Origin of the sequence: Staphylococcus sp. FSL W8-0305 (assembly GCF_037966415.1) — a bacterium.
Taxonomy (GTDB): Bacteria; Bacillota; Bacilli; order Staphylococcales; family Staphylococcaceae; genus Staphylococcus; species Staphylococcus aureus.
The window spans coordinates 57,499-83,605 of record NZ_CP150198.1 but is presented as its reverse complement, the minus strand read 5'-3'; the positions used below and the strand labels follow the sequence as shown (position 1 = coordinate 83,605).

Below are 26,107 nucleotides of genomic sequence, written 5' to 3'. Positions count from 1 at the left end.
AATTTACAAATAAGAGGTGTATCAAAATGTTAAGTAAAAATTTATTAGAAGCATTAAATGATCAAATGAACCATGAGTACTTTGCAGCGCACGCATATATGGCAATGGCAGCATACTGTGATAAAGAATCGTATGAAGGATTTGCAAACTTCTTCATTCAACAAGCTAAAGAAGAACGTTTCCATGGACAAAAGATTTATAACTATATTAACGACAGAGGTGCACATGCAGAATTCAGAGCAGTTTCAGCACCAAAAATTGACTTTTCAAGCATACTAGAAACTTTCAAAGACAGCTTATCTCAAGAACAAGAAGTAACAAGACGTTTCTATAACTTATCTGAAATCGCTCGTCAAGATAAAGATTATGCAACTATCTCATTCTTAAACTGGTTCTTAGATGAACAAGTCGAAGAAGAAGCAATGTTTGAAACTCACATCAATTATTTAACTCGTATCGGCGATGACAGCAATGCATTATATCTTTACGAAAAAGAACTTGGCACTCGTACATTCGACGAAGAATAATTAAACATCACTACAATAGACAGATAAATATCATACGACATGATAGACATTTGGGTCACTTACAATAACCCAATGTCTATATTATTTTGCTTTACGGAGATCACTAGATTCATTTTCTGAATCATTGATCTGCGTTTTTTCATTTTCAAGGCTAATTATTGTATTTTTAGTCATTTGTTTTTTAAACTACTAATGTTAATAACTCTAAATTTAATGTTGTATTAATTTGACCGATTTTAAAGCATATCATCATTTACTTTTTAATCAGAGTTACATCCAAATGATAGATTTCACGTTATACCTTCACGTATAATATTATGTATCGTTTGTAAGCAAATGACTAAAAAGTTTATTAATATATACATTTAATTAATTGAAAGGATTGACTACATGATACAAGATGCGTTTGTTGCACTTGATTTTGAAACAGCAAATGGTAAACGTACAAGTATTTGTTCTGTCGGAATGGTTAAAGTCATTGATAGTCAAATAACAGAAACATTTCATACTCTTGTGAATCCGCAAGACTATTTTTCACAACAAAATATTAAAGTTCATGGCATACAACCAGAAGATGTTGAAAATGCACCTACGTTTGACTACGTATTTCCATATATGATGCAATTTATTGCAGATTTACCTGTTGTCGCACATAACGCGGCATTTGATATGAACGTCTTACATCAAAGCATTCAAAATATTGGTTTACCAACTCCAAATTTAACTTACTTTTGTAGTTATCAACTTGCTAAAAGAACCGTTGATTCGTATCGATACGGTTTAAAACATATGATGGAGTTTTATCAATTAGATTTTCATGGTCATCATGATGCATTGAATGATGCCAAAGCATGCGCAATGATTACTTTTAGGCTACTGAAAAATTATGAAAACTTAACATATGTAACTAATATTTATGGTAAAAATCTAAAAGATAAAGGCTAGGACTAAATAAAATACTCCCTTCAAAGTAAGCATTGTAAAAATGTAAACTTTGAAGGGAGCTTTATTTTATATAAAGTCATATATCGTCATATTTTTATAAGTTGATTGTTCTAAATTACCTACAGTGACACCAATAAGTCGAATTGGTACATCAGGGTCTTTTAAATCGTTATAAAGTAAATATGCAATATTATAAATATCTTCTTCAGAACTAACAGAATCTCTTAAACTCATCTGTTTAGATAACGTTTCAAATTGATAAGTTTTAATTTTAACCGTTACAGTTTTAGCCGACTTCTGTAATTTATTTAGACGTTCAGCTGTTTTACCTGACAACTCCCATACTTTTCTTAAAATCTCTTCATCATCATTCACGTCTGTTGCAAATGTGCGTTCAGTCCCTACTGATTTTCTTACTCTTGTTGATTTCACTTCACTATGGTCAATACCGCGTGCCTTGTTATATAAACCCCGACCTCTTTTTCCAAACAAACGTATTAATTCAAATTCCGTTTTCTCATATAAATCTCTACCGTTAAAAATACCATTATCATGCATTACTTTTTTGGAAGCTTTACCTACGCCTGGAAAATCTCCAATATCCAATGTCATCAAAATATCATGGACATTTCGATAATCAATCACAGTCATACCATCAGGTTTATTCATACCACTCGCTAATTTAGCTAAAAATTTGTTATAAGAAACACCTGCAGATGCTGTTAAATGTGTCTGCTCTAGAATATCTTTTCTAATATACTGAGCAATTTTCGAAGCAGGAAGGTCTGGTCTCACTAATTCTGTAATATCTAAATACGCTTCATCTAATGACATCGGTTCTACCTTATCTGTATAACTACGGAAAATAGACATAATCTGCGCAGATGTTTCTCGGTAAGCACCAAAATTACTTGTGACAAAGTATCCATTTGGACATAATTTATGCGCTTGTGACATAGGCATTGCTGAATGGACGCCGTATTTTCGTGCTTCATAAGATGCCGTAGAGACAACGCCCCTACTACTTGCTTTACCACCAACAATGACTGGTTTCCCTTTCAATTTGGGGTTATCTCTCATTTCGACTTGTGCAAAAAAATAGTCCATATCGATATGAATAATTCGTCTCTCAGTCAAGTGCTCACCTCCCTACTAATTTTTACTTTTATAACGCACAAAAATATCTCAACATAATTATACGCTGTGTACGATTTTTTTACATAAATCTTGCACTTAGCGATAACTATATTGAGATAACTACAAGTTGTTATAAAATCAATTGCTATTTAAGCATGATGATGAAGACGATTGAGTAAGAAAACATAGGTAATCTGAAATAATTCAAGCAAATTCATTTTGCTGGTATCATCATATTAAAATTTATTATTGAGTCGGCTTTTGATGATACAAATAAATACTATCTTCATCTTGTTGAACATATTTAAAACTACTAGATATTGTTAATGCAACAAGCAGAATATCTATAAAGCAATAAGCGGTATGCATACTAAACATAAAAATAAGTGATGAATAACCAAATACCTTAATTAAAATAAGCAAGCCAGCACTTAATAGGATTAGTGGTGACAGCATAATAATTGAGAATTGCCATTTGTTGAAGCAAGCATCTGCTGTTTGGAATAAGATTCTGTCTTTTTTTATATTAAACATAGGTTTGCTATCTTTTTTAAATAACAGAAATAATGCTCTATGGATAAGTTCATGTAAAATCAATAAAATAATGAATCCAGCAAACCCATATACAAGATTGATGATGATATTTTGATCGACAACCGCTGTGACACCTAACGCCCACTTATACGTAAATAAAATCACGAATAACGCAATAACAAGTTGCAAGATAATAAACCTTCGCATTTGAAAATTATTTGTCGTTAAATCAATTTTATGCATTACCAACCCTCCCGATCATGACATTCTTATTCTTCTTTAAATATAGTATACAATGTCACATTTAATTTAAAAAGTTCATATCAAGAAAGTAAATTGGCTGTAATAAAATTTTAATATACGACTTCTTTCTTCACTTATTAAGGCGAAATTTTATCTCAAATCATGTGCGCTATTTCAAATTGAATAATGCCACTGTCTCAACATGTGTTGTTTGTGGAAACATATCTACCGGTGTTACCTCTTCAAGTTGATATTTTTCAGCTAATAATAATGCATCACGTTGCTGTGTTGAGGGATTACATGAAATATAGACAATACGCTTAGGTTCTAATGTAAGCAAAGTCTGAATAAACGTTTCGTCACAGCCCTTTCTTGGCGGATCAACCATTACAACATCTGGTTTAATCCCTTGTGCTTTCCATTGTAAAATAACTTCTTCAGCTTTCCCACAGACAAAAGTTGTATTATTGCATTGGTTTATAGTCGCATTTTGTTGTGCGTCTTCAATTGCAGAAGGTACAACTTCAACACCGTATACATGTTTTGCATGTGGTGCCATATATAGTCCTATTGTTCCAATACCACAATAGGTATCTAATACAACTTCATTACCTGTCAATTGCGCATACTCAATTGCTTTATTATATAATTTCTCTGTTTGTTCAGAATTAATTTGGTAGAATGACTGATCACTTATTTTAAATGTACTATCTGTTAATTGATCAATAATTGTATCTTTACCATATAGCGTTATAGACTGACGTCCCATAATAACATTAGAGTGGCTATCATTAATGTTTTGTTTAATGCTTGTCACATTAGGAAATGCATCTAATATCTTCTCAACAACAGCATTTTTTTGTGGCCAATTTTTACCATTAGTTACAAAAATAACCATCATTTCGTCTGTATGATATCCTGTTCTTACAACCAAATGTCTCATTAAACCTTTTTTCAATTGTTCTTGATAAATACTTACATTTAAATCTTTTAAAATAGATTTAACTTCATTCATCACTTCTTGATGTTGTGAATCTTGTATTAAACAACTTCCCATGTCAATAATGTCATGGCTTCTTTGACGATAAAAGCCCATAATAACTTCATTCTGTTCATTCTTACCAACTGGAATCTGGGACTTGTTTCGATATCTCCAAGGATCTGTCATGCCAACTGTATCGTTAATCTTAGAATTATCAAAATGCGCTTTTCGCTGAAACAAATTAATCACTTGTTCCTTTTTCATTTCAAGTTGTGCTTCGTATGATAAGTGTTGAAGTTGGCACCCACCACAACGTTCATAATATATACATGGCGGTGCAACACGATTCTCACTTCTCGTATTTATATTAAGCAACTTACCTATCGCAAAGTTCTTTTTTACTTTGATAATTTTATATTCAATTTGTTCATTAATTAAAGCTTGTGGTATGAAAATAGGAAAGCGATCTATTTTTACGACACCATGACCTTCATGCGTTAAATCAACAACTGTTCCCGTTTTAATGTCATTTTTAGCTATTGCTTGCAAAATTTTACCTCCAAAATGAACAGGTTAGGAACAAAATTATGCGCTTCCTAACCTGCCATTATATATTTCACTACTTCTGTTTATTCTTCGATTAAATTGTCATCAACATGATCATTATTTATTAACTCTTCATTTACAATATCATTTGGTGCAAAGACATCTATATGACGTTCTAGATTCAAGAAATTCGCTGGTAATTTACCACCATATTCTCCATCTACATTTAGTTGTAAGTCTGTGAATGATGAAATATTAATTGCCTTTGCTTTTTCATAAATAACTTTAGGATGCTTAGTATGTTCTCCTCTTGAAGCTAAAGTCATAATATGACCAAGTTCTGCAAGGTTTGATTTTTCAACTATAATTAACGTAAAATAGCCGTCATCTAACTTAGCGTCCGGCACTAATTTTTCAAATCCTGCCATTGAATTTGTTAAACCTAAAAAGAATAATAATGCTTCTCCTTGGAAAACATTACCATCATATTCAATTCTTAAATCTACAGCTTTCATTTGAGGTAACATTTCGAAACCTTTGATGTAATAAGCAAATGGACCAACAATAGATTTCAATTTACTCGGTGTTTCATAAGAGACTTGCGTCAATTGTCCGCCTGCAGCTAAATTAATAAAGTATCGATTATTCATTTTACCAATATCTACTTTAGTAGAATGACCTTCAATGATGACATCAAGTGCCCCCATGATGTCATTAGGTATATGCAATGCACGTCCAAAGTCATTAACAGTACCCATAGGAATGACACCTAGCTTAGGACGATTAGGCTTTTCTGCGATACCATTAACTACTTCATTTAATGTTCCGTCACCACCTGCAGCGATTAATACATCATAATTTTCATGCATAGCTCTTTCTGCTTCAAGTGTGGCATCACCTATTTTCTCGGTTGCATATGCACTCGTTTCATATCCCGCTTTTTCTAATTTTATTAAGGCATCAGGTAATTCTCTTTTAAATTGCTCTTTACCTGATGTCGGGTTATAAATGATTCTAGCACGTTTCCTCATATCTTATCCCTCTACTTAAAATTCATATATTTTAACTTCATCTTGGTTTCGTCTAATAGGAGTGGGACAGAAATAATATTTAACAAAATTTATTTCGTTCTACCCCAACTTACATTGTCTGTAGAATTTCTTTTCAAAATTCTCTATGTTTGGGGCCCCGCCAACTTGCATTGTCTGTAGAATTTCTTTTCAAAATTCTCTATGTTTGGGGCCCCACCCCAACTTGCACATTATTGTAAGCTGACAGAAAGTCAGCTTCTATGTTGGGGCCCCGCCAACTTGCATTGTCTGTAGAATTTCCTTTCGAAATTCTCTTTGTTGGGGCCCCACCCTAACTTGCACATTATTGTAAGCTGACAGAAAGTCAGCTTCTTTGTTGGGGCCCCACTAGAATTGAAAAAAGCTTATTACAAGCGTATTTTCTTTCAGTCAACTACTGCCAATATAACATTGTAGTGCCTAGGACATTGAATTTATGGCCCAGGATCAGTCTTATCTCATCATTCTTAATATCGTTAAAGACCAACTTGTATCTTAAACAAATACTATCTCAATATGTACAAAGGTTGTTATTTATTCAGCATTTTTTGCCGTTCTTCGTTATATAGACTTCGTCAGTTATGCTATTTTACCTTTAAAATGATGTTGTAAATATAATGTTGTCTTTATACAAAAATGTTTTATACCTTTTTATTATACAGTTTGCCTTAATATAATTAAAGCTAACGCATTAATAAAATTAATATTTTTACCATTAACATGTACAATGAATAAAGTTAAAAGTAATATGACTTCTATAGATATAAATAAACCCTCGATTGCATCTAAGTCAGCAACCAAGGGTTCATTGTTATATCATCATAGTCTGATGAATCTAATTATCTTTTATCTAATTCTTGTTTTAATAGTTGATTTACTAATTGTGGATTAGCTTGACCTTTAGACGCTTTCATAATTTGACCAACTAAGAAGCCCATAGCTTTGCCTTTACCATTTTTGTAATCTTCAACTGATTGTTCGTTATTGTCTAATGCTTCATTTACAAATTTTAGAAGTGTTGCTTCATCAGAAATTTGAACTAAGCCATTATCTTCCATAATTTGTTTAGCATTACCACCTTTAGCTGCTAACTCTGGGAAGACTTTCTTCGCAATTTTACTGCTCATTGTTCCGTCTTCGATAAGTTTAATCATACCTGCTAAATTTTCTGGTGTTAATTTTGTATCTAATAATTCTACTTGATTTTTATTTAAATATTCGTTTACGCCACCCATTAACCAGTTAGATGTTAATTTAACATCTGCGCCGTGTTCAATTGTTGATTCAAAGAAATCTGACATTTCTTTAGTCAATGTTAATACGTGTGCATCGTATGCAGGTAAGCCTAATTCATTTACATACTTAGCTTTACGCTCATCTGGTAATTCAGGAATTGTCTGACGAACACGCTCTTTCCAAGCATCATCAATATATAAAGGTACAATGTCAGGCTCTGGGAAGTAACGGTAATCATCAGAACCTTCTTTAACACGCATTAAAATTGTTTTACCTGTAGATTCATCAAATCGACGTGTTTCTTGTCCGATTTCTCCACCACTTAACAATTCTTCTTCTTGGCGTTTTTCTTCATATTCTAAACCTTTACGTACATAGTTAAATGAGTTTAAGTTTTTCAATTCAGCTTTAGTACCAAATTTTTCTTGACCATATGGACGCAAAGAGATGTTAGCATCACAGCGTAAAGATCCCTCTTCCATTTTAACGTCTGATACACCAGTGTATTGAATAATTGAACGTAATTTTTCTAAATATGCATATGCTTCTTTAGGTGAACGAATATCTGGTTCAGATACGATTTCAATTAGCGGTGTACCTTGACGGTTCAAGTCAACTAATGAATACTCACCTTTATGCGTCGACTTACCAGCATCTTCTTCCATGTGAAGACGAGTAATACCGATTCGTTTTGTTTCACCGTCGACTTCGATATCGATATACCCATTTTCACCAATTGGTTGATCAAATTGAGAAATTTGATATGCCTTTGGATTATCTGGATAGAAATAGTTCTTACGGTCAAACTTAGATTCTGTTGCGATTTCCATATTTAGTGCCATTGCAGCACGCATTGCCCAGTCTACTGCACGCTTATTAACAACTGGTAAGACACCTGGATATGCTAAGTCGATAACATTTGTATTTGAGTTAGGTTCTGCTCCAAAATGCGCTGGTGATGGAGAAAACATTTTTGAGTCCGTTTTTAACTCTACGTGAACTTCAAGTCCTATAACTGTTTCAAAATGCATGATTTCCACTCCTTATAATTTTTCATAAACGTCATGTAAATTGTATTGTGTTTCATATTGATAAGCGACACGATATAACGTTTTTTCATCGAATGGTTTACCAATGAACTGTAAACCGATTGGTCGGCCATTTGATTGTCCACAAGGAACAGAAATACCAGGTAATCCAGCTAAGTTTACTGGTGTTGTTAATAAATCATTGGCATACATTGTTAATGGATCATCAATTTCTTCACCTAAATTAAACGCAGTTGTAGGCGCTGTTGGACCAACTACTACATCATAATTTTCGAATACTTTATCAAAGTCATTTTTAATCAATGTTCTAACTTTTTGAGATTTTTTATAGTAAGCATCGTAGTAACCTGAACTTAATGCAAATGTACCTAAGAAAATACGACGTTTTACTTCTTTACCGAAACCTTCAGATCTTGACATTTTATATAATTCTTCTAATGAATGAGCTTCTTTAGAATGATAACCATAACGAATTCCGTCAAAACGAGAAAGGTTTGACGAAGCTTCTGATGATGCAATCACGTAATATGATGGAATACCAAATTTAGTATTTGGCAATGATACTTCCTCAACGACAGCACCTAAAGATTTTAAAGTTTCTACAGCGTTTTGAACTGCTTCTTTTACGTCATCAGCTACACCTTCACCTAAGTATTCTTTAGGTAATGCAACTTTTAATCCTTTAATATCTTTACCAATTTCAGATGTAAAGTCTACATCATCAACAGGTGCACTTGTAGAGTCATTAGCATCTGCACCAGAAATAGCTTCTAATACGATTGCATTATCTTTTACATTTCGAGTCAATGGACCAATTTGGTCTAATGAAGATGCAAATGCAACTAATCCAAATCGAGATACACGACCGTATGTTGGTTTCATACCGACAACACCACAATATGCAGCCGGTTGTCTAATTGAACCACCAGTGTCTGAACCTAAGCTAAATGGTACTAAGCCAGCTGCAACTGCTGCTGCAGATCCACCTGATGAACCACCTGGTACTGCTTTATGGTCAAATGGGTTAACTGTTTTTTTGAAATAAGATGTTTCTGTTGAACCACCCATTGCAAACTCATCCATATTTAATTTACCGATTAAAACGGCATTCTCATTATGTAGTTTTTCCATTACAGTAGATTCGTAAATTGGCACAAAACCTTCTAACATTTTACTTGCACATGTTGTTTCTAATCCGTTTGTAATAATGTTATCTTTTATACCCATTGGAATACCAAATAATTTGCCATCCATTTGGTCTTTTGCTTGTAATTCATCCAATTCTTGCGCTTTTTTAATTGCATTTTCTTTATCCAGCGCTAGAAAAGACTTAATTGTTGGATCAGTCTCTTCAATTGCATCATATATATCTTTAACAACATCAGATGGTTTGATTTTTTTGTCTTTAATTAAAGTTAATAAATTCTCAACCGATTCGTAGCGAATGCTCATCTTACGCGTCCTCCTCATTCATGATTGTAGGCACTTTAAATTGTCCATCTTCTGTTTCTTTGGCATTTTTCAAAGCTAATTCTTGCGGAATACCTTTAATTGCTTTATCTTCACGTAAAACGTTTTGTAAATCTAAAACGTGATATGTAGGTTCAACGCCTTCTGTATCAGCGCTATCATTTTGTTTTGCAAAATCTAAAATGCTTTCTAATGTGTTGGCCATTTCTTCCGTTTCTTCAGGAGAAATTTGAAGTCTTGCAAGATTCGCGATATGCTCAACTTCTTCACGTGTTACTTTTGTCATTAATAAAAGCCTCCTTTAAGTCATTCATCACTAAATTGTATCAAATTTCCAATTAAAAATCTAAGCATTTATGAGGTACTACTTTAATTTCATATAAACTGTATAAACATTATCATTCGTTTACCAAATCATTTTTTATGAAAACAACACCCTTTTATTATTAGACAACCCAATTCAATATTATGATTATGCAATTTTAATTATAAAAATTTGCTCATATCTAAAAAATACGAAAGCGTTTTCTATATTGGTATACAAGTATTTCAAAAAGAATAAATTTAATTTTCCTACTTTTCTAAACATTTATCTTTATGTATAATGTTTTCAAGTAACTAAATTATAAATTAAATAAAGGGAGTGTTTATCATGCTTACAATGGGGACAGCATTAAGTCAACAAGTAGATGCCAATTGGCAAACTTATATTATGATTGCCGTCTACTTCTTGATACTAATCGTTATTGGCTTTTACGGTTACAAGCAAGCAACTGGTAACCTAAGCGAGTACATGTTAGGCGGACGTAGTATTGGACCGTATATTACTGCATTATCAGCTGGAGCTTCAGATATGAGTGGATGGATGATTATGGGTCTACCTGGTTCTGTCTATAGTACTGGTCTTTCGGCAATGTGGATTACAATCGGCTTAACATTAGGTGCTTATATAAATTACTTTGTTGTTGCTCCTAGACTTCGCGTTTATACCGAATTAGCTGGAGATGCAATTACATTACCAGATTTCTTTAAAAATCGTTTAAACGATAAAAATAATGTGTTAAAGATTATTTCTGGATTGATTATCGTAGTATTCTTTACATTATATACACATTCTGGTTTCGTATCTGGTGGTAAATTATTTGAAAGTGCTTTTGGATTAGATTATCATTTCGGTTTAATATTAGTTGCTTTCATTGTCATTTTCTATACTTTCTTTGGTGGATATTTAGCTGTATCAATTACAGATTTCTTCCAAGGTGTCATTATGTTAATTGCGATGGTTATGGTCCCTATTGTTGCTATGATGAATTTAAACGGCTGGGGAACGTTTCATGATGTAGCAGCTATGAAACCTACAAATTTAAATTTATTTAAAGGGTTATCATTTATAGGAATTATCTCTCTATTTTCATGGGGATTAGGTTATTTCGGTCAACCTCATATCATTGTAAGGTTTATGTCTATTAAATCACACAAGATGCTACCTAAAGCTAGACGTTTAGGTATTAGCTGGATGGCTGTTGGTTTATTAGGCGCTGTGGCTGTTGGTTTAACAGGTATTGCATTCGTACCTGCTTATCATATTAAACTAGAAGATCCTGAGACATTATTCATCGTGATGAGTCAAGTACTCTTCCATCCTCTTGTAGGTGGTTTCTTACTTGCTGCGATTCTAGCAGCAATTATGAGCACCATTTCTTCACAATTACTTGTAACGTCTAGTTCTTTAACTGAAGACTTTTATAAATTAGTTCGTGGTGAAGAAAAAGCTAAAACACATCAAAAAGAATTCGTTATGGTTGGACGTTTATCTGTATTAGCAGTAGCAATTGTTGCCATCGCGATTGCATGGAATCCAAACGACACAATTCTAAACTTAGTAGGTAATGCTTGGGCCGGATTTGGTGCATCGTTCAGTCCACTTGTGCTATTTGCACTTTACTGGAAAGGTTTGACACGTGCCGGTGCTGTAAGTGGAATGGTTTCAGGTGCCTTAGTCGTTATCGTTTGGATTGCGTGGATTAAACCATTGGCACATATCAACGAAATATTCGGCTTATATGAAATTATTCCTGGATTTATTGTAAGTGTAATCGTTACATATGTTGTAAGTAAACTTACTAAAAAACCTGGTGCATTTGTTGAAACTGACTTAAACAAAGTTCGTGACATCGTTAGAGAAAAATAATTCATAAGTCTTAACAAATTAAAAAGGTACTAATGTTAATCAAAATTATGACTAACATTGGTACCTTTTTATTATCTTTAATTTACAATTAATTACTGTAAATATGAACTTGCGGTTCTTTGTCATCTTTTGTCTTACTAATTAAAGCACGTGGTTGGTTACCATCTTTAATCCGAATTTCATAGTTATCGATTTTATCGAAATATTTATTCGCTTGTTCAGTAACGTACTGTGTAATACCAATTGTTTCAGCTTGTCCATAGTAATCGATTGGTAAATCTACTACTAATCGTTGTGGCTTTTTATCAACAAATTTAACTTTTCCTACTGCTTGTGTGAAATTAGAAAAATATGATTGCAAATTATCATTAAATTGCTTGAAATTATTATTTAAATTTTCATCATAATCTGCTGCTGTTGAAGAAGGTAATAAAGCTGATTTTTCATTGATATTATGCCATTCATTAAGCTTTGTTTGACTCTTTTCTGCAGTCGCTTGAGTGATAAATTCACCTGGTGTGATTGAATCTTCACTTGATTGCTTATAAATTGCAAAATGAATTGGTATATCTTTTAAATCATCATTTTCACGTAACCTTGATAATATCTCACTAGCCATTTGTTTACCTTGCTTTTTAACTTCGCTATCATCTAGTTTTTTACTAAAAGTCGGTCCATCTTTTTCTTTTTTATAGTAATAAACACTATTCATAGCTAAACCAATCGTCATACCTTTAATATTCTTACCTTTTGTATCTCCACCACCATAAAAATCTTGCTCTAAAATGTTAGATAAATAGGCTGGTGATTTTTCTGCAATCTTTTCAGGATCTGTTTCACCTTCGTGTGATGGATTAAGTCCTAAATTTTCATTCGCTTTCTTGTCTTTTTTATCTTTTTCAGACATTTTATCGATTTCACGTTTTGTATACTTAGGATTTAAATAGGCATTAATTGTTTTCTTGTCCAAAAATTGACCATCTTGATACAAATATTTGTCTGTTGGAAACACTTCTTTACTTAAGTTCAATAAACCATCTTCAAAGTCGCCGCCATTATAACTATTTGCCATGTTATCTTGTAAAAGTCCTCTTGCCTGGCTTTCTTTAAATGGTAACAATGTACGATAGTTATCACCTTGTACATTTTTATCCGTAGCAATTTCTTTTACTTGATTTGAACTATTGTTATGTTTTTGATTATCTTTTCCAGCCTGGTCATCCTTATGGTTACCACAAGCAGCGAGTATAAAGATAGCTGTAATCAATAATACTAATGTACGCTTCATCGACATACCCCTCTAACTATTTAATTCATTTTGCTTATCTACAAATTGTTGCTCTGTCCAAATTTCAATACCTAAACTTTGTGCTTTTGTTAATTTTGAACCTGCATCTTCACCAGCAATAACGACATCTGTATTTTTAGTAACGCTACTTGTAACTTTAGCACCTTGTGATGCAAGCCATTTAGATGCTTCATTGCGTGTCATTTGATGTAGCTTACCAGTCAGTACTATCGTTTTACCACTAAATTCAGGATGTCCTTCAATATCTGATGTTTTGATACCTTTATAAATCATATTAACATGTTTATCTTTTAATTTTTGAATTAAAGCACGAATATCTTCATTTTCTAAATAAGTAACTACAGATTGTGCTACTTTATCACCTATATCATGAATTTCTACTAATTCCGCTTCAGTTACTGTTAGTAATCGATCTATCGTTTCATATTTTTCTGCTAACACTTGGCTCGCTTTAACACCTAAATGCCTAATACCTAGACCGAATAATAAATTTTCTAAAGAGTTGTCCTTTGCTTGTTGAATGGCAGCTAATAAATTATCAACTTTTTTCTGCCCCATTCTGTCTAAAGGTAATAAATCTTCTTCTGTTAAATAGAAAATATCAGCAACATCTTTAATTAATTCGCTTTGATAAAGCTGTTGAATAATTTTAGTGCCTAAACCATCAATATTCATGGCTTGTCTTGATACAAAGTGAATCAATCCTTCAACAAGTTGTGCTTGGCATTTTGGATTAATGCAACGAAGTGCTACTTCGCCTTCAATACGTACTAATTCATGTCCACAACTTGGACAATGGGTTGGCATATGATATGTGACAGCATCCTCAGGTCTACGTTCTGGAATACTACGTACAACTTCAGGTATGATGTCACCTGCTTTTTTCACTACAACACTATCACCAATTCGAATATCTCTGTCATGAATTAAATCTTCATTGTGCAAGGATGCTCTTGATACAGTTGTACCAGCTACTTTTACTGGTTCTAAAATAGCAGTAGGTGTGACTACACCTGTACGTCCAATACTTAATTCAATATCTAATAATTTAGTTACCACTTCCTCAGCTGGGAATTTATAAGCAATGGCCCATCTTGGTGATTTTTGTGTGAATCCCATTTCGTCCTGCTGATCTAAATCATTAACCTTTATCACAATACCATCGATATCGTATGGCAATGATTCCCTTTGGCTTGTCCATTTTTCAATATATTCTAAAACGCCATCGATATCGCTGACGCGCGCTCTATTTTTATTCGTTGTAAAACCTAATTTATCTAACTCATCTAATGCTTCACTTTGCGAACGCGCATTGAAATCGGTGAAATCATTGACACTATATATAAATACGCTTAGCTTTCGTTTTGCCGTTAATTTAGAATCTAACTGTCTTAATGACCCCGCAGCTGCGTTTCTTGGATTTGCAAATAACTGCTCATCATTTTTTTCTTTTTCTTCATTTAATCGTAAAAATGAACGTCTCGGCATATATGCTTCACCACGAACTTCTACATTTAATGGTTCTTTCATTTTCAAAGGTATCGCATGAATTGTTTTTAAATTTTCGGTAATATCTTCACCTGTTGTTCCATCACCACGTGTTAAACCTTGAACGAAGTATCCATCAACATATTTCAATGATACTGCTAAGCCATCAATTTTTAATTCGCACATATATTCAACGTTGCCAATTTGTTCACGTATGCGTTGGTCGAATTTTCTCAAATCATCCTCATTAAATGCATTCCCTAAACTTAACATTGGCGTGTCATGGTTGACTTTATTGAAAGAGGCTTGGGCTTCACCACCAACTCTAACCGTTGGAGAATCTACAGTCTTAAACTCAGGATGCTCCTCTTCTATTTTAATCAGTTCATGAAGTAATTTGTCATATTCACTATCTGGTACAGATGGATTATCCTCTACATAGTATTCATAACTGTATTGATTTAATAAATCATGTAACTCGTTCACACGAGACGATAAATCAGCCATCCCTTAATCCTCCTTTTTTTCAATTGGTGCAAATTGCGCTAACAAACGTTTTGGCCCTTGTGATTTAAAGATAATATCTAGTTCGATTGAGCCATTTTTCTCGTTTACATTACTCACCATGCCTTCTCCCCAGGCTTTATGCATCACTTTGTCACCTACATTCCAATCAGATGACGATACTTGTTTTTTCGTTGACGTTGTTCGTTGACTAAATCCACGTTTAGCAAAAGGTTTTGCCTTAGGTTGTATCGTTTGTCGTTTGCCACTTGAATGATTTTCTAATAGTGATTCTGGAATTTCCTTTAAAAATCTAGATGGCATATTTGACTGAGGGCGACCAAATAACATTCTTGATGTCGCATGAGTGATGTATAACACCTCTTCAGCCCTTGTGATTGCTACATAACAAATACGACGTTCTTCTTGCATTTCATGATCATCTTCACTCTTAATCGCTCTAATATGTGGGAATAAAGATTCTTCCATTCCCATTATAAAGACGATTGGAAATTCAAGGCCCTTAGCCGAGTGCATCGTCATTAGTGTTACGCCATTTTCAGTATCTGCCTCATCAATATCAGCTACTAACGATAAATCCGTTAAAAAGTTAATTAATGACTGTTCTTCTAATGGGGTATTTTCCTCATAGTCTTTTGGTACTGACATAAATTCATCGATGTTTTCTAATCTACTTCGAGATTCTAGTGTATTTTCACGTTCAAGCATTTCTCGGTAGCCAGACTTTTGTAATACTTCATCAACTATTTCATGAATTTCTAAAAATTCTTGTTCTTTTATCAAGCTTTGGATTAACTCGTAAAAATTAAGACACTCTTGTGTCACCTTTTTTGACAATCCGATAAAATCAGCTTCTCCAAGTGCATCAAACATACTGATATTGTTTTGAAGTGCATAATTTTGAACTTTTTCAACAGATGAAGGACCTACACCTCTTTTTGGAACATTAATAATACGTTGCAAACTAATGTCATCATTACTATTGGCAATTATACGCAAATAACTTAATAAATCTTTAATTTCTTTACGGTCATAGAACTTTTGGCCACCAACCATTGTGTATGGCATATTAGATTTCATGAATGTTTCCTCAAGTACACGTGATTGTGCATTTGTTCTATATAAAATTGCCATATCTCGATATTTCTTACCATTACGTTGATGCTTCATAATTTCTCGTATTACAAATTCCGCTTCATCACGTTCTGTCATTGCTTCATAGTAATGAATTTTCTCACCATTCGTATTTGCAGTCCACAGTCCTTTTGGCTTACGTTCAGAATTATTTTTAATCACTTCGTTAGCCGCATTTAAAATCGTTTTCGTCGAACGATAATTTTGCTCTAAAAAGATTGTATTCGCTTCTGGGTAGTCTTTTTCAAATGATAAGATATTTTGAATATCAGCACCACGCCAACCATAAATTGACTGATCTGAGTCACCTACAACACATAAGTTTTTAAACTTACTTGCTAATAATTTAACTAATGTGTATTGTGCTTTATTGGTATCTTGATACTCATCTACATGAATATATTGGAATTTGTTCTGATAATATTCTAGAACTTCTGGTACACGCTCAAATAAGTTAATCGTTGTCATAATAAGGTCATCAAAATCTAACGCTTCATTACGTGACAATTGGCGTTGATATCCACTATAAACCGTTGCTACCATTTGCGAGTGATAATCTGTGGCTTCTTTTTGAGCATCTGCAGGTGTTTTAAGTTCATTTTTCAAATTACTGATCGCACCGATAAACATACGTGGTTCAAACTTTTTACTATCAATATTTTCATTTTTTAAGACGTCTTTAATAACAGATTTTTGGTCTGTAGGATCAATTATCGTAAAATTGCGTTCTATACCAATTCGATCTGCATCACGACGTAAAATACGCACACACATTGAGTGGAATGTTGACATCCAAATCACTTCTGCTTGATCACCTACTAATTTTTGAACACGTTCTTTCATTTCTCTTGCTGCTTTATTTGTAAAAGTAATAGCCAAAACATTGTATGGTGAGACATCTTTTTCGTCTAATAAATAAGCAATTCTATGTGTTAAAACACGTGTCTTCCCTGAACCAGCACCTGCCATAATTAACAATGGTCCTTCTGTTGTCTTTACAGCTTCACTTTGCTCTGTATTCATATGATTTAATAACGCATTCATTTACTAGACTCCTTTATTTTTACTGTTTTTAAAGCTTTTTTAATATCTTTATAAATAATATCACCGACGATAATTGTATCTGCAATAGCTGCCATCTCTGTCGCTTGTTGTTCTGAGGAAATACCGCCACCATAAAAAAGTTGCGTTTCTGTTAGATGTTCTGAGACAGCTTGAACCTTTGATACGTCGCCATAAATGCCACTACACTCTATATACATAACCGGTAATCGATACAGATGATTGACCATTTGGGCATATGCTTCTAAATCTTCTGTTGTTAAATCTGTATTTGCTTTGGTATGTTTTGCCACTTTGCTATCAGCATTGCACACGACATACCCTTCAAATATTACTTCTTCAAAATCTATACTATGTCCATATGTTTTAAGCGCTTCTAATAATGTACCATTGTGAAATGCAACATCTGTACTGTTCAGTACTGTAGGTACAAAATAAAAATCAAAACCAGGCATTACACTTTCGATGTTTGATATTTCAAGTACTAAAGGCAATGGGTATCTTCTTACCCTGCTCATTAAATGAATGACATTATCTTCAGTAACGTCATCAGTTCCACCAATCATAATTGCATCTGTTTGAGACATACAAATCGCATCTAAATCATCATCTGAAATATGCTTAGCTGGGTCTAATTTAAAAATATGGCGCCATTTTTTAATGTCATACATTTTCCGAAACTCCTTTTTTAACATACATATGATTATAGCATTTTTAAGTGTCGAGTTCTAAAGACTTAATATGAAATTTAAGTTCTTTTACTCTGTAAATTTTTTCGTGAAAAAACAATGATTATCTACCTTATTAGTACAGATAGATAACCATTGTTTATCGTTCGTTTATCGTTCATTTATTATTCATTTGTTTCAATATTCATACGATCTAAAATCATTGTATAAGCATCATTACCCCATTGTAATGAACGCTTCACTCTAGAAATCGTTGCAGTCGATGCTCCAGATTCTTGTTCAATCGTTGCATAGGTATAACCTTGCTTAATCATTTTAGCAACTTGTAATCGTTGAGACAGTGATTGAATTTCATTTACAGTACACAAATCATCGAAAAATTGGTAACATTCTTCTCTATTTTCTAACGTTAGTATTGCATCAAACAATTCATCTAACGCTGCACCTCGTAATTTTTCAATTTGCATATCGAAACAACCCCTATAATTTTATTCTTTATGTCATTTTAACGCATTAACCTATTAAAGTGTAGCGATTTATATTTTATTAAATCTGAATCGTTACTTTATTTAATTTTATGCTAATCCAGCGCGTTCGAAAATAGTGTCAACTTGATTCAAATGATGTTTAGGATCGAAACATTCATCCAATTCTTCTTTTGTTAAAACACTTGTAATAGACTCATCTTGTTCGATTAATTCACGGAAAGGTGTTTTCGTTTCCCAAGATATCATCGCTTTTGGTTGTACTTTGTCGTATGCTTCTTCACGGACCATACCTTTATTAATTAATGCTAATAAGACACGTTGTGAGAAAATCAGACCAAATGTTTTATCTATGTTATTACGCATATTATCTTCAAATACAGTTAAACGGTCCACAATATTTGTGAAACGATTCAATGCATAATCTAGTGCTATTGTAACATCTGGTAACATAATACGCTCAGCTGAAGAATGAGAAATATCTCTTTCATGCCATAATGGCACATTCTCATAAGCTGTAGTAATATAACCACGAATTACTCTTGAAATACCTGTGATATTTTCAGAACCAATTGGATTTCGTTTATGAGGCATTGCAGATGAACCTTTTTGACCTTTTGCAAATGCTTCTTCAACTTCTCTTGTTTCGGTTTTTTGAAGGTTACGAATTTCAACGGCAAATTTTTCTAGTGAAGTTGCGATTAATGCTAATGTCGCAATATAGTATGCATGTCGATCGCGTTGCAATGTTTGCGTTGATACAGGCGCTGTGCCAATACCTAAATGTTTACACACATAACTTTCTATTTCAGGAGGAATGTTAGCAAAAGTACCTACTGCACCACTCATTTTCCCTACTTCAATTTCTTCTCTTACTTGTTTGAAACGTTGTAAGTTACGTTGCATTTCCGTGTACCACAATGCCATTTTGACACCAAATGTAGTTGGTTCTGCATGCACTCCATGTGTACGTCCCATCATCAATGTATATTTATAATTTTTTGCTTTTTCAGCTAAAACGTCGATAAATCTTTCTAAATCTTTTTCAATAATGTCATTTGCTTGTTTAATAACGAAACTTAAAGCTGTATCTACAACATCAGTAGAAGTTAAACCATAATGTACCCACTTACGTTCTTCACCTAGCGTTTCAGAAACTTGTCTAGTAAAGGCTACAACATCATGGCGCGTTTCTTGTTCAATTTCTTGTGCACGTTCGACATTTACCTTTGCGTTTTGACGAATTTTTTGTACGTCAGCTTTCGGTATATGTCCTAATTCACTCCATGCCTCACATGCTAAAATTTCCACTTCTAACCATGCTTCATAGCGATTTTGATCAGTCCAAATATTAGACATTTCTTCTCTAGAATAACGTTCAATCATTTTTTTTAACTCCTATCGTATGTATACTCGAATTTTCAAAAACAGAACATTTTTAATAAAAATAAATAAAAAGTTCGTTTTTAACTCTACTCTTCACAGTTTAACAGAATTGGTTATAAATGTATAAAAAATTTCCGTATATTCTCATTCTATTTTATTTTTTACATTAATACAATTATCTATGGCAGATTAATACTGATTTCTAATTGTAAATGTTCGCAACACTTTAATCTAATTGGTATTTATAATGATCCATTAAGAATATATTATTGCATTTTAGTTTTTCTCCCCTCACCTAGACTATCCACCTTTTTATTACAATTAGGACAATCAATAGCTTTAGTAATACCAGATATTATTCACTTTACTTCTCATATTGTATAGAATTTTCAACAATCTACTTTTCCTAGTTTCATAATATTCCTTCTTACATTCCATAATGTGTTTTAAAATTATTCGCTTCTAATATAACAAATTTTCTACTCACAAAAAGAATTGCATAGGTATGGCATTTTAAATATAAGCAATTAATATTGAACTGCTCGAGTCGTATAAATACGAAAGTGATTATAGAAAAGTACTCAGAGATTTTCTTAATAGTAAATTTTTATAGACAGACATCAATTAACTACGTTTCTTTCAAAATCGACTAACATATTTTCATGAAACGTTCGATCATATTAATTATTGAATGAGATGTTTGCAATTTAGTAAATAAGCTACTAAATTATTGCATAAACTGATAATGTCTAATAATTAAATATTTTTTAAACATAGATTAAAAATTTATATTGAAATTCTTAACTAAATTTAATATAATTATTTTATAATAAAAGAAAGGAGTTTTTATATGAAAAGAAACTTTCCAAAATTAATAGCTTTAAGTTTAATATTTTCTTTAAGTATTACCCCTATTGCAAACGCTGAGAGCAATTCAAATATCAAAGCAAAAGATAAGAGGCATGTGCAAGTTAATGTCGAGGACAAGAGTGTTCCAACTGACGTACGTAATTTAGCGCAAAAAGACTATCTTTCTTATGTTACTTCACTTGATAAAATCTATAATAAAGAGAAAGCCTCGTATACACTTGGTGAACCTTTTAAAATTTATAAATTCAACAAAAAGAGTGATGGTAATTATTATTTTCCTGTTTTGAACACTGAAGGTAATATCGATTATATAGTTACAATTTCACCAAAAGTCACTAAGGATTCTAGTTCATCTTCTAAATACACAATCAATGTTTCTTCATTTTTATCTAAAGCCTTAAATGAATATAAAGATCAACAAATTACTATTTTGACAAACTCAAAAGGTTACTATGTGGTTACTCAAAATCATAAAGCTAAACTAGTACTAAAAACACCACGTCTAGAAGATAAAAAGGCAAAAAAGACCGAGAGTATACCTACTGGCAATAATGTAACGCAACTAAAGCAAAAAGCTTCTGTCACTATGCCAACTAGTCAATTTAAAAGTAATAATTATACTTACAACAAGCAATATGTAAATAAACTTGAGAATTTCAAGATAAGAGAAACTCAAGGTAACAATGGTTGGTGTGCAGGCTATACGATGTCTGCATTACTAAATGCGACTTATAATACTAACAAATATCATGCAGAAGCTGTGATGAGATTTTTACACCCAAACTTACAAGGACAACAATTCCAATTTACTGGTTTAACGCCAAGAGAGATGATTTATTTTGGACAAACTCAGGGAAGAAGTCCACAACTTCTTAATAGAATGACTACATATAATGAAGTTGACAATCTTACTAAAAATAATAAAGGAATTGCTATTTTAGGTAGTAGAGTAGAATCAAGAAATGGTATGCACGCAGGGCATGCTATGGCAGTTGTTGGGAACGCTAAATTAAACAATGGACAAGAGGTTATAATTATATGGAATCCATGGGATAATGGTTTTATGACTCAAGATGCTAAAAACAATGTTATTCCAGTATCCAATGGCGACCATTATCAATGGTATTCATCTATTTATGGTTATTAAAATTTGTATTTTAGAAAGGTAAATAATATTATGGAACAATTTGAATTATTTAGTATTGATAAATTCAAATGTAATTCAGAGGCTAAGTATTATCTTAATATTATTGAGGGAGAATGGCATCCTCAAGATTTAAATGATAGCCCTTTAAAATTTATTCTCAGTACCTCAGACGATTCTGATTACATTTGCAAATATATAAATACAGAACACAAACAACTCACATTATATAATAAAAATAATAGCTCAATTGTTATTGAAATATTTATACCAAATGATAATAAAATACTACTAACAATTATGAACACAGAAGCTTTAGGAACTTCTCCTAGAATGACTTTCATTAAGCATAAATAATAAGACTATCTAGATATATTTAAGTAAACTATTACTCTTATTAAAGGACTCTAGGAAGAAAAAATTTCATGCAATGAGATTTTTTTAGAAAAAGCGACGATATATATAATTTAACAATGATTTTAAAATATTAAGAACCCCCAGCATATACTTTATATAGCTTGCTGGGGGTTTCTCATACAATATGGATCGAGCATCTTGCATGTATAAACACATAGGCTATTCAAAGTAAAATTACTCAAACTTTGAATAGCCTTTCCTCCTCAAATAGTCTTTATTTAAATTGGATTATGTTATTGGATTTTCTTACCTACAAAAATGATTTCTTGATGTGATACTTCAACCGTGCCATCTTTTTGCTCCTGAAACACGGGTTTTTCAATACGTTTTACCGGCATATACCCTTGCATTTTCATTCGTGACAAACAATCTGCAATTGTTTCGTTCTCATTTACTTTGAATTTCATGTTCTACTACACTTTCCAGTTCTTCTGGTTCATAGTCTTTAAGCTTTCTACGACGAATGCCTTTAGTCCAGAATCCACCATGTATGTTTCGAGGTTCATACGCAATGATAAATGCTTTCGGATCTAAATTTTTTATCGTATCCATCAATTTACGTTCATATTTTCTTGGTGTTAAAATTTGCATCACCATACGACTACCATCTCTACCAAATGCAGCATAGTGCGTAACGCCATATCCTAAATTTCGAAGTTCATTCGGTAAATCTAACTCATATTCTGCTGAAGTTACATTTACAACTGTATAACCTAATGCCAGTTTTTCTTCTATTTTCATACCAACAATGATACCTATTGAAAAACCAAATGCGTAGGCAATAATATTTTGAATATGGTCTAAATTAGACATAACCAAACCTAAACCAACGATATAAACTAATACTTCTAAAAAACTAACTGATGCAGCAATATAACGATAACCTTTCAACGTTAAAATTGTTCGCATCGTTAAAAACGTTACATAACAAACGTTAATGATAAATATAGTTAGTACCATTAACCATGGATTTTCTGTTACGAATGACATAAGGCGCCCCACTCTCTTTCAATTACACTTTAAATATCAAACTGCTTCAAACTAACCTTAATAAATGCATATTAATATAATATAGTACGAAAACTCTCATAAATAAATAGCGAATTTGTCATAAATAAAATTTATTCTCAAATGAACATACTTACTTTATTTCATACATTATCAATTTATATACTGAAGTAGCCTAGTTGAATGTGGTTTAACGTTATTAATTCTAACTCATATTTAATTTAAGGCACACGTTAGAAGAAAAAATTAAATTAGGATTTTGGCCACGTGTATCTTGTATATGCAAGTTCACGTTTGTGTGCATTCCGTATATAATGATTTTCAATTACTTTTTGTTCTTCTGGCGTAACTGGCTTACCTTCTAAATAATTATCAATCGCCTCATAAGTTACACCTAATGCATCTTCATCTGGAAGCTGTGGTTTGTCATCTTCTAAATCAGCAGTTGGTGTTTTTTCATACAATTGTTTTGGTGCACCAAGATAAGCTAATAACTGACGACCTTGGCGCTTATTCAAACCGAATATAGGTGCAATATCTGCAGCACCATCACCATATTTCGTATAAAAACCAGTTATATTTTCAGCTGAATGATCTGTTCCTACTACAATACCTTGTCGGTTTGAAGCAATTGAAAATTGTACTTTCATACGTTCGCGAGCCTTTTCATTACCTTTTTGGAAGTCTGTTAGGACAATCCCAGCTTCTTTCAATGATTGCACACTTTGATCAACTGCAGGCTTAATATTGACTGTTACTATTTCATCTGGCTCAATGAATTGTAAAGCTTGCTCAACTTCATCAGCATCTTTTTGAACTCCATAAGGTAATTTAACTGCAATAAACGTACAATCAATGCCTTCTTCACGTAATTCGTTAACAGACATTTGCACTAATTTTCCAACTAATGTAGAATCTTGTCCTCCTGAAATACCTAACACTAAAGATTTTATAAATGAATGTGATTGGACATAACTTTTTATAAATTGTTTTAACTCAGCAATTTCTTCCGCACTGTCGATACGCTTTTTCACTTTCATTTCTTGTACAATAACGTCTTGTAATTTACTCATTATCTTCTTCCATCTCCTTAACATGTTCCGCCACTTCGAAAATACGTTTATGTTTATTATCCCAACATGCTTTACTTAAATCGACTGGGTACTCTTGTGGATTTAAGAAACGCTTGTTTTCATCCCAAATGGATTGTAATCCTTGTGCTAAATAATCACGTGATTCATCTTCTGTTGGAATTTGATACACTAATTTACCATTTTCATAAATATTATGATGCAAATCAATGGCTTCGAAAGATTTTATAAATTTCATTTTATAAGTATACACTGGATGGAATAATTTTAAAGGTTGTTCATCGTATGGATTTTCATTTTCCAAAGTAATATAATCGCCTTCTGCCTTACCTGTTTTCTTGTTTATAATGCGATATACATTTTTCTTACCTGGCGTAGTAACCTTTTCAGCGTTATTTGATAATTTAATACGATCACTATATGAACCATCTTCATTTTCAATAGCTACAAGTTTATATACTGCACCTAATGCTGGTTGATCGTATCCTGTAATCAGCTTTGTACCAACGCCCCAAGAATCTACTTTTGCACCTTGTGCTTTCAAACTCGTAATCGTTTCTTCATCCAAATCATTAGACGCGATAATTTTAGTTTCAGTAAATCCTGCTTCATCAAGCATACGTCTGGCCTCTTTAGATAAATAAGCGATATCTCCAGAATCCAATCGAATACCTACAAAGTTAATTTTGTCACCTAATTCTTTTGCAACTTTTATTGCATTTGGCACGCCAGATTTTAAAGTATGGAATGTATCTACTAGGAACACACAATTTTTATGTCTTTCAGCATATTTTTTGAAGGCAACATATTCATCTCCATAAGTTTGGACAAATGCGTGTGCATGTGTACCAGACACAGGTATACCAAATAATTTACCCGCCCTAACATTACTTGTAGAATCAAAGCCCCCGATGTAAGCAGCTCTAGCGCCCCACAATGCTGCATCAATTTCTTGCGCACGACGTGTACCAAACTCCATTAATTTATCATTTGATGCAATTTGACGAATTCTACTAGCCTTTGTTGTAATTAGTGTATGGAAATTTACAATGTTTAATAAAATTGTTTCTATTAATTGCGCTTGAATCAATGGTGCTTCTACGCGTAACAATGGTTCGTTACCAAAGCATAATTCGCCTTCTTGCATCGAACGGATGCTGCCAGTGAATTTTAAATCTTTTAAATATGATAAGAAATCATCCTTGTAGCCAATAGACTTTAAATATTCCAAATCAGATTCTGAAAATCCAAAATGTTCTATAAAATCAATGACGCGTTTTAAACCATTAAAAACAGCATAGCCACTATTAAATGGCATTTTTCTAAAATATAAATCAAATACAGCCATTTTTTCATGAATATTATCATTCCAATAACTTTCAGCCATATTTATTTGATATAAGTCATTATGTAACATTAAACTGTCGTCTTCTAATTGGTACACTCGTATCTCTCCAATCGACCTAAATATTTTCTTACATTTTATCATAATTCATTTTTTTATATACATAAGAGCCCCTTAATTTCCATACTTTTAATTAAAATCAACCAACAATTTAATGACATATA

Annotated in this window: 24 protein-coding genes; 5 read left to right on the top strand and 19 right to left on the bottom strand. The window is 32.7% G+C overall.

From position 1 onward, the window contains the following. The first annotated feature begins 26 nt into the window (after window positions 1–26). A complete protein-coding gene (gene ftnA, locus NST10_RS00455) occupies window positions 27–527 on the top strand; it encodes an H-type ferritin FtnA (protein WP_000949466.1) in 501 nt (166 codons plus the stop codon). Between the two features lie 81 nt (window positions 528–608). Here the strand turns inward: ftnA and NST10_RS00450 are convergent, their stop codons facing one another. Beyond that, the gene (locus tag NST10_RS00450) at window positions 609–701 is read right to left on the bottom strand and encodes a hypothetical protein (protein ID WP_001790679.1); all 93 of its coding nucleotides are present in this window, start codon (window positions 699–701) and stop codon (window positions 609–611) included. A gap of 216 nt (window positions 702–917) precedes the next feature. Here NST10_RS00450 and NST10_RS00445 point away from each other — a divergent pair, with 216 nt between their 5' ends. Beyond that, window positions 918–1,472 (top strand): 3'-5' exonuclease, encoded by a 555-nt coding sequence (locus tag NST10_RS00445; RefSeq protein WP_000613738.1) that lies wholly within the window; start codon window positions 918–920, stop codon window positions 1,470–1,472. Window positions 1,473–1,538: 66 nt separating this feature from the next. On the opposite strand, the gene dinB is transcribed toward NST10_RS00445, so the two are convergent. From dinB to gatC, 8 genes are all read right to left on the bottom strand, one after another. Further along, the gene (gene dinB / locus NST10_RS00440; protein WP_000140179.1) at window positions 1,539–2,609 is read right to left on the bottom strand and encodes a DNA polymerase IV; all 1,071 of its coding nucleotides are present in this window, start codon (window positions 2,607–2,609) and stop codon (window positions 1,539–1,541) included. Window positions 2,610–2,855: 246 nt separating this feature from the next. Beyond that, window positions 2,856–3,386, bottom strand: coding sequence for a DUF3267 domain-containing protein (locus NST10_RS00435; RefSeq protein WP_000548777.1), 531 nt, complete (start codon window positions 3,384–3,386; stop codon window positions 2,856–2,858). 169 nt (window positions 3,387–3,555) lie between these two features. Beyond that, complete coding sequence (gene rlmD / locus NST10_RS00430) at window positions 3,556–4,917, bottom strand: 23S rRNA (uracil(1939)-C(5))-methyltransferase RlmD (RefSeq protein WP_001147874.1); 1,362 nt, start codon at window positions 4,915–4,917, stop codon at window positions 3,556–3,558. An 80-nt stretch (window positions 4,918–4,997) separates the two neighbouring features. Next, window positions 4,998–5,945 carry a diacylglycerol kinase gene (locus tag NST10_RS00425; RefSeq protein ID WP_001231458.1) on the bottom strand — a complete coding sequence of 316 codons (948 nt, stop codon included), beginning with the start codon at window positions 5,943–5,945 and terminating at the stop codon, window positions 4,998–5,000. A gap of 693 nt (window positions 5,946–6,638) precedes the next feature. Beyond that, window positions 6,639–6,785: a hypothetical protein gene (locus NST10_RS00420; protein WP_001791535.1), complete on the bottom strand. Its 147-nt coding sequence runs from the start codon at window positions 6,783–6,785 to the stop codon at window positions 6,639–6,641. Window positions 6,786–6,823: 38 nt separating this feature from the next. Beyond that, complete coding sequence (gene gatB, locus NST10_RS00415) at window positions 6,824–8,251, bottom strand: Asp-tRNA(Asn)/Glu-tRNA(Gln) amidotransferase subunit GatB (protein ID WP_000545373.1); 1,428 nt, start codon at window positions 8,249–8,251, stop codon at window positions 6,824–6,826. 12 nt (window positions 8,252–8,263) lie between these two features. Continuing rightward, window positions 8,264–9,721 carry an Asp-tRNA(Asn)/Glu-tRNA(Gln) amidotransferase subunit GatA gene (gene gatA / locus NST10_RS00410; protein WP_000027924.1) on the bottom strand — a complete coding sequence of 486 codons (1,458 nt, stop codon included), beginning with the start codon at window positions 9,719–9,721 and terminating at the stop codon, window positions 8,264–8,266. A gap of 1 nt (window position 9,722) precedes the next feature. Beyond that, window positions 9,723–10,025 carry an Asp-tRNA(Asn)/Glu-tRNA(Gln) amidotransferase subunit GatC gene (gene gatC, locus NST10_RS00405; protein ID WP_000170162.1) on the bottom strand — a complete coding sequence of 101 codons (303 nt, stop codon included), beginning with the start codon at window positions 10,023–10,025 and terminating at the stop codon, window positions 9,723–9,725. Between the two features lie 366 nt (window positions 10,026–10,391). Between gatC and putP the strand changes: the two genes are divergently transcribed. Next, a complete protein-coding gene (gene putP / locus NST10_RS00400; protein WP_000957023.1) occupies window positions 10,392–11,930 on the top strand; it encodes a sodium/proline symporter PutP in 1,539 nt (512 codons plus the stop codon). Between the two features lie 88 nt (window positions 11,931–12,018). Here the strand turns inward: putP and NST10_RS00395 are convergent, their stop codons facing one another. The 6 genes from NST10_RS00395 to purB form a co-directional block, all read right to left on the bottom strand. After that, window positions 12,019–13,218 carry a CamS family sex pheromone protein gene (locus NST10_RS00395; RefSeq protein ID WP_000831695.1) on the bottom strand — a complete coding sequence of 400 codons (1,200 nt, stop codon included), beginning with the start codon at window positions 13,216–13,218 and terminating at the stop codon, window positions 12,019–12,021. 12 nt (window positions 13,219–13,230) lie between these two features. Further along, window positions 13,231–15,234, bottom strand: coding sequence for an NAD-dependent DNA ligase LigA (ligA, locus tag NST10_RS00390; protein ID WP_000774552.1), 2,004 nt, complete (start codon window positions 15,232–15,234; stop codon window positions 13,231–13,233). Between the two features lie 3 nt (window positions 15,235–15,237). Continuing rightward, window positions 15,238–17,430: a DNA helicase PcrA gene (gene pcrA / locus NST10_RS00385; protein ID WP_339210521.1), complete on the bottom strand. Its 2,193-nt coding sequence runs from the start codon at window positions 17,428–17,430 to the stop codon at window positions 15,238–15,240. Next, window positions 17,427–18,119 carry a heptaprenylglyceryl phosphate synthase gene (locus tag NST10_RS00380; protein ID WP_339210518.1) on the bottom strand — a complete coding sequence of 231 codons (693 nt, stop codon included), beginning with the start codon at window positions 18,117–18,119 and terminating at the stop codon, window positions 17,427–17,429. The genes pcrA and NST10_RS00380 overlap by 4 nt, the downstream gene beginning before the upstream one ends. A 182-nt stretch (window positions 18,120–18,301) precedes the next feature. Then, window positions 18,302–18,604, bottom strand: a complete 303-nt coding sequence (locus NST10_RS00375) for a YerC/YecD family TrpR-related protein (protein WP_001165363.1) — start codon at window positions 18,602–18,604, stop codon at window positions 18,302–18,304. A 108-nt stretch (window positions 18,605–18,712) separates the two neighbouring features. Then, window positions 18,713–20,008 (bottom strand): adenylosuccinate lyase, encoded by a 1,296-nt coding sequence (gene purB / locus NST10_RS00370; protein ID WP_000572878.1) that lies wholly within the window; start codon window positions 20,006–20,008, stop codon window positions 18,713–18,715. A gap of 850 nt (window positions 20,009–20,858) precedes the next feature. On the opposite strand from purB, the gene scpA reads away from it, so the two are divergent. Both scpA and NST10_RS00360 read left to right on the top strand, forming a co-directional pair. Further along, window positions 20,859–22,025, top strand: a complete 1,167-nt coding sequence (gene scpA / locus NST10_RS00365; protein ID WP_339210508.1) for a cysteine protease staphopain A — start codon at window positions 20,859–20,861, stop codon at window positions 22,023–22,025. A 30-nt stretch (window positions 22,026–22,055) separates the two neighbouring features. Beyond that, complete coding sequence (locus NST10_RS00360) at window positions 22,056–22,379, top strand: staphostatin A (RefSeq protein WP_000434532.1); 324 nt, start codon at window positions 22,056–22,058, stop codon at window positions 22,377–22,379. Between the two features lie 293 nt (window positions 22,380–22,672). Here NST10_RS00360 and NST10_RS00355 read toward each other — a convergent pair whose 3' ends face one another. The 4 genes from NST10_RS00355 to NST10_RS00340 form a co-directional block, all read right to left on the bottom strand. After that, window positions 22,673–22,846, bottom strand: a complete 174-nt coding sequence (locus NST10_RS00355; RefSeq protein WP_000669861.1) for an NETI motif-containing protein — start codon at window positions 22,844–22,846, stop codon at window positions 22,673–22,675. Then, window positions 22,827–23,429, bottom strand: coding sequence for a DUF2179 domain-containing protein (locus NST10_RS00350; RefSeq protein ID WP_000011542.1), 603 nt, complete (start codon window positions 23,427–23,429; stop codon window positions 22,827–22,829). The genes NST10_RS00355 and NST10_RS00350 overlap by 20 nt, the downstream gene beginning before the upstream one ends. A 269-nt stretch (window positions 23,430–23,698) precedes the next feature. Then, window positions 23,699–24,520: an ammonia-dependent NAD(+) synthetase gene (nadE, locus tag NST10_RS00345; RefSeq protein ID WP_000040861.1), complete on the bottom strand. Its 822-nt coding sequence runs from the start codon at window positions 24,518–24,520 to the stop codon at window positions 23,699–23,701. After that, on the bottom strand, window positions 24,513–25,982 hold the full coding sequence (locus NST10_RS00340) for a nicotinate phosphoribosyltransferase (protein WP_000284434.1): 1,470 nt from the start codon (window positions 25,980–25,982) through the stop codon (window positions 24,513–24,515). Before NST10_RS00340 ends, nadE begins: the two co-directional genes overlap by 8 nt. Window positions 25,983–26,107: the final 125 nt, after the last annotated feature.